Raw genomic sequence first — 5,690 nt, 5'->3', positions numbered from 1 at the left:
TAAAATAATAAAATAATAAAATAATAAAATATACAACACTAAGCCACTAAAAACCAATAACAAAATTAAAATTAAAATTAAAATTAAAATTAAAATTAAAATTAAAATAGTATTTTAAAATCTTATTTATCATTATCACTCCTAATAATTTACTTATTTTAATAACATTAATATTATCGACAGTTATGGCTATAAATATCGTATTTATGTAATTAATCGCAATATATACCCTGAGAAACTCACTATTTCTATCATATTAATTACTCTACTTTCCGTTATTACCATGCCTATTTCTATAATTATGATTGGCAATATTTTTACTTTAAATTAATAAATCCTCTTAGATTGATACTTATATTTAGATATGCGTAAAAAGTATAATTCAGGTAGTTATAATATACTTTTCATTATAACTACCAAAAATACGGTGTATCTCTTGCTATTTGACAACCTCAAGGTGATTTAGTGAACATTTAGATTAATAAGTATCACATTAAAACGTTTTATACATTAACAGCAGCACAGTATTCACATTAAAATTACTTATCGTAATTTAATGCCTAACGCTATAGATGGCATGATTTATGCTATTCCTAATTATGAGTCGTAACCCACTTTTATATCAAAAATTAAATATAATTTACACTTCTAAAAACGTGAAAAGTTTGTGTTAAAACAAAGTGTAATGATGTAATCTTTATTAAATTACTTAATAACGAAAAATATCCAGTATATAAAGTAAAGCGTTTTGATGATGACTTAATGAAATACAAGATTTTTTAGTAATAAATCCACTCACTCAGCGGAATTGAATGCCTTTTAGTTTCATCAAACGCACAAAAATTTAACAATAAATTTTCACAACATTAAATAAACTAAGGAGTACATAACATGTTAGCCGTAGAATTAGTTATCGTTCTGCTGGCCATTTTTTTGGGAGCACGACTAGGGGGAATCGGAATTGGATTTGCGGGAGGACTTGGTGTTTTAATACTGGCCACAATCGGAATCAAACCGGGAAGCATTCCATTTGACGTTATTTCAATCATTATGGGAGTCATCGCCGCTATTTCTGTCATGCAAGTCGCTGGCGGGCTAGATTATCTCGTTCAACAAACAGAAAAACTACTGCGCAGAAATCCAAAATACATCACTATCCTCGCCCCCATCGTCACTTATTGCTTGACGCTATTAGCTGGAACAGGAAATATCTCTCTGGCAACACAACCTGTCATTGCCGAAGTCGCAAAAGAACAAGGCATTAAACCCTGCCGACCACTATCAACTGCTGTCGTAGCCGCACAAATTGGACTGACTTCTTCGCCAATTTCCGCAGCCGTAGTTTATATGTCTTCTGTCATGGAAGGGCAAGGTGTCAGCTATATTCAGATGTTGATGGTCATCATTCCCTCATCGTTTGCTGCAATTATTTTGATGTCATTCATCGTCTCATGGTTTTTTGATTCCAAACTGTCTGACGATCCTGTCTACCAAAAACGCCTTGCTGATGGCCTAATTGAACTACGCGGCAGTCATAAAGTTGATATCCAGCCAAAAGCTAAACTCTCTGTACTGCTGTTTCTGTTAGGGGTAGTTGGGATTATTATTTACGCGATTATTAATAGCCCAAGCCTTGGTCTAGTTGAAAAACCACTGATGAATACCACCAGCGCGATACTGATTATCATGTTAAGCATCGCCACCCTCACAACAGTTATCTGCTCTGTTAATACCGATGCTATTTTAAATTCAAGCACCTTTAAAGCCGGTATGAGCGCGTGCATCTGCATTATGGGTGTCGCATGGTTAGGAGATACATTTGTTCAAGCTAACATGGGTTGGATTAAAGAAACTGCGGGTAGTTTGATTCATGCCCAACCGTGGCTGCTGGCTGTAATATTCTTCTTCTGTTCTGCTCTGCTCTATTCGCAAGCGGCAACCGCGAAGGCCCTGATGCCCATGGTTCTGGCGCTGCATGTCACACCACTGACAGCGCTCGCTTCTTTCCCTGCGGTTTCTGGCCTATTTATCCTGCCAACTTATCCGACTCTGGTTGCGGCTGTGCAGATGGATGATACCGGCACCACTCGCATTGGGCGTTTTGTATTCAACCACCCATTCTTCATTCCGGGCACCATTGCTGTTGCGTTATCCGTGGCATTCGGTTTCGTGGTTGGTGGTTTGATCCTATAATTATCCAAATTTTCAGTATGTTATTTTAGGGGTTTAAACACCCCTAAAATATTCCCGCCTCAAAGCCTTTCCTTAAAATGACCCGCTTATTGCCTTAATATTAGGCAAGTCGCTTTCTGCCATGAGTTTCATCAGTTATAGTTCTAACTCAGATATCATGCTAACTCTGGCAAATTTCATGAACCAAGATACAGGCAGGTCAAAGATTATCTTATGATGAAACGTATTCTCATATTGCTTCTGCTGTTAAACGGCATAGCTATTTCTCCTATCAAGGCCAATGCGCTGTTTGAACCGCCGGGACAAAATCGCTATCTTCCTGCAGCTCAAGCATTCATGTTTGATTTTCAGCAAAAAGACAATCAACTCACACTAAACTGGAATATCAAACCCGGTTATTACCTCTATCGAAAACAGTTCATCATCACCCCGATAAAAGCAACTTTGGGTCATCTCGATTTCTCCGAATCGGTAGATCACGAAGATGAATTTTTTGGCAAAACTGAGGTTCATTTTGGTTCAGCACGGATTAACGTCCCTATCCTTTCTGCCTCTAATAACGCCAATCTGCAAGTCACGTACCAAGGTTGTGCAGAAGCCGGGTTCTGCTATGCTCCAGAGACAATAACTGTGCCATTGTCAGCCGTTATTGCCTCGATTCCCTCAACCAATGAAGCCGCAAAACAACCTGACATAACAACATCTCAGAAGGCATCATTACCGCAGGAAGAATCCCCTCCCAACGTACCTGACGTGCCATTTTCACCCTTATGGGCATTGCTGATTGGGATTGGCATTGCCTTTACGCCTTGCGTTCTGCCCATGTATCCGCTGATTTCCGGCATTATTCTAGGGCAGCGGCGCCCCGATAGCTTAAAACGCATTTTCTGGTTGGCAATGAGTTACGTGCAGGGAATGGCGCTCACTTATACCGTGTTGGGATTGATCGTTGCCGCCGCCGGATTGCAGTTTCAGGCTGCATTGCAGAACCCTTACATTCTGGTGGGGCTATCAATTCTGTTTATTTTGCTGGCCTTGTCCATGTTTGGGATGTACTCATTACAGCTCCCCTCTTCTGTCCAGACTCGTTTAGTTGACTGGAGCAACCAACAAAAAAGCGGCTCTTACATTGGCGTATTCGTCATGGGAATCCTGGCCGGGCTGATCGCCTCCCCCTGTACTACCGCTCCTCTCAGTGCCATTTTGCTTTATATCGCCCAAAGCGGTAATACCCTGATTGGCGGGCTGACCCTTTACCTCTATGCTCTTGGCATGGGCCTGCCACTTATTGCCGTCACGCTATTCGGTCACAAACTCCTGCCCCGCAGAGGCCCGTGGATGCAGTACGTTAAGGAAGCCTTCGGATTCATTATCCTGGCGCTCCCCGTATTCCTATTGGAGCGAGTACTTGGTGATACGTGGGGTATAAGGCTATGGAGTTTGCTGGCAGTCGCTTTCCTTGGCTGGGCTTTCGCATTGACCTTAAACAGCAAAAAAGGCTGGCTGCGCACCCTGCAACTCATCTTACTGGTACTGGCACTCATCGCCTCACGCCCCTTACAGGATTGGGTGTGGGGAAGCCCGGCTGCGACACAACAGCAACCATCGCTGAAGTTTCAGCAAGTCAGTGACTGGCAGGAACTAAGCCAGATCCTAGCCGAGAACCGCCATCAACCCATTATGCTGGACCTTTATGCGGACTGGTGTGTAGCGTGTAAGGAGTTTGAAAAATATACCTTCCCCGATCCACAAGTGCAGGCGCAATTAAGCCAATTTCTCGTATTGCAGGCAAATGTCACGGAGAACGGTTCAAAACAGAAAGAATTACTGGATAAATTGAAGGTATTGGGGCTTCCCACTATCTTGTTTTTTGATGCTCATGGAAAAGAGCTACCCGATTCACGAGTCAGTGGTTTCATGGATGCAGGACGCTTTAGCCGCCATTTACAGCATCTACAAAAATAATTTAAAAGGAGAGCAATTGTGCAACGTGAATATGTTCTTAGTCATGCCCTGAATTTACTTGAGCAGCATGGCCTGTCAGCAACATTGGAGACGCTTTTAACTCCCCTAGAGGTTGATATCAATCAAATAAAGCATTTCTGGCCTGATCGCGAAGCCTTGCTCTACGATTGCCTGCGCTATCACAGTCAGCAGATTGAAATCTGGCAGCGCCAGATCCTGCTAGATGAGGTTTTGAGCCCTGAGCAGAAATTACTGGCACGTTACGACACCCTCAAGGAAAAAGTACAGAAACAGCGTTATCCGGGTTGTTTGTTCATTGCAGCTTGCAGTGTCTTCCCTGATACAGGGCATCCGATCCACCAACTGGCAGAGCTGCAAAAACAAAATTCTTTTCATTATACCGTAGAGTTATTACAGCAACTTGAGATCGAAAACAGTGAACGGGTTGCCAAACAAATGGAACTGATCCTTGAGGGATGTCTCAGCAAACTATTAGTAAAAAGAGAACTTGAAGATGTAATAACGGCAAAATTGCTGGCACAAGATATTCTGACCATTGCAAAATGCCGAAAAAATGGCGCATTCAGTTAAGAAAAAACAGCCCAATCTGAATAACCACACTAAATTGGGATGAAAATACAGCAATCAACCGTTTTTCACGGTTTTTTCGCAGAAAGTCATTGACGGATTTAGCTGAATACGGTTTAATGCGCCCCGTTAGCCCGGATAGCTCAGTCGGTAGAGCAGGGGATTGAAAATCCCCGTGTCCTTGGTTCGATTCCGAGTCCGGGCACCACGATTTTAAAGCTAATTTGTTGAATACTATCAGGTAATTAACAAATAAGTTAAAATTTATGGATGTTAAGAAAATGTTAAACAATTGGTCGCCTAGTTTGTACGCTCAATGTTTAAAAAAGCCGTAAATTAAAGAATATAGAGTGCCTGCATTTGCAGGCACTCTTTTTCCGTTAAAGGTAATGATTTCAGTAATTGATTCTGATGTCAAGTAAGGTAAATACTTTACGGGACCGGTGATCGGTATTAGCCATTTTTTCATACCATCAATGTTGATGCAGGGCAGTTCACTCACACCTCCGCCTCCTCAATCCTGTCTGAGATCTGCCCTGTCTTTTTTCCTGCTGTTATCCTTATACCGAAATATCCAAGTATATCGCCAGCTCATTCTCCAGTGTTTTACCTGCGATTTCCATATCGATATCAATATATTCCATTGTGGTTGCCAGACTGCGGTGCCCCAGCAGGCTTCTGACCAGTTGCAGATTACGGTCCGGCGCTTTCATCAGTTCGGTGGCCAGTGTGTGACGGAAACGATGAGGGGAAACAGCAAAACCACACTCTTTCGACAACCGATTGAAGAAGGAGCGGATATGCTGCCTTTCTTTATCATGATCATACCGGTAACGGCTCATCCGCCCGTGGGCGTGAAAGCTCAGACGACTTAAATCAAACAACGGATCATCGTCTTTCGCCCCGCAGGCTCTCGCATGCTCAACCAATTGAGCCAGCCGGGG

5 protein-coding genes and 1 tRNA gene are annotated in these 5,690 nt (G+C 42.4%); 4 read left to right on the top strand and 2 right to left on the bottom strand.

Features of this window, described 5'->3' with window-relative positions; genetic code table 11:
- Nucleotides 1–891: 891 nt before the first annotated feature.
- The 4 genes from PSI22_RS20645 to PSI22_RS20630 all read left to right on the top strand — a co-directional run bounded on the left by PSI22_RS20645 (nucleotide 892) and on the right by PSI22_RS20630 (nucleotide 4,954).
- Complete coding sequence (locus tag PSI22_RS20645; protein WP_273581373.1) at nucleotides 892–2,193, top strand: anaerobic C4-dicarboxylate transporter; 1,302 nt, start codon at nucleotides 892–894, stop codon at nucleotides 2,191–2,193.
- Nucleotides 2,194–2,406: 213 nt separating this feature from the next.
- Nucleotides 2,407–4,158 carry a protein-disulfide reductase DsbD gene (locus PSI22_RS20640; protein ID WP_273581372.1) on the top strand — a complete coding sequence of 584 codons (1,752 nt, stop codon included), beginning with the start codon at nucleotides 2,407–2,409 and terminating at the stop codon, nucleotides 4,156–4,158.
- A gap of 18 nt (nucleotides 4,159–4,176) precedes the next feature.
- Nucleotides 4,177–4,749 (top strand): division control transcriptional repressor DicD, encoded by a 573-nt coding sequence (gene dicD / locus PSI22_RS20635; RefSeq protein ID WP_273581371.1) that lies wholly within the window; start codon nucleotides 4,177–4,179, stop codon nucleotides 4,747–4,749.
- Between the two features lie 129 nt (nucleotides 4,750–4,878).
- Nucleotides 4,879–4,954 (top strand) — tRNA-Phe (locus PSI22_RS20630).
- Between the two features lie 105 nt (nucleotides 4,955–5,059).
- Here PSI22_RS20630 and PSI22_RS20625 read toward each other — a convergent pair.
- Nucleotides 5,060–5,248 (bottom strand): hypothetical protein, encoded by a 189-nt coding sequence (locus PSI22_RS20625; protein ID WP_273581370.1) that lies wholly within the window; start codon nucleotides 5,246–5,248, stop codon nucleotides 5,060–5,062.
- A 58-nt stretch (nucleotides 5,249–5,306) separates the two neighbouring features.
- Nucleotides 5,307–5,690, bottom strand: a 384-nt coding sequence (locus tag PSI22_RS20620) for a site-specific integrase (protein WP_273581369.1), incomplete at its 5' end; no start/stop codon positions are given.

Origin of the sequence: Xenorhabdus aichiensis (assembly GCF_028598775.1) — a bacterium.
Taxonomy (GTDB): domain Bacteria; phylum Pseudomonadota; class Gammaproteobacteria; order Enterobacterales; family Enterobacteriaceae; genus Xenorhabdus; species Xenorhabdus bovienii.
The sequence above is the reverse complement of the archived record's forward strand: the minus strand, read 5'-3'. Positions and strand labels throughout refer to the sequence as shown.

Bases quoted from the DNA above. Each gene is read 5' to 3' on its own strand.
- PSI22_RS20645 (WP_273581373.1), top strand. From the start codon at position 892: ATGTTAGCCGTAGAATTAGTTATCGTTCTGCTGGCCATTTTTTTGGGA.
- PSI22_RS20640 (WP_273581372.1), top strand. From the start codon at position 2,407: ATGATGAAACGTATTCTCATATTGCTTCTGCTGTTAAACGGCATAGCT.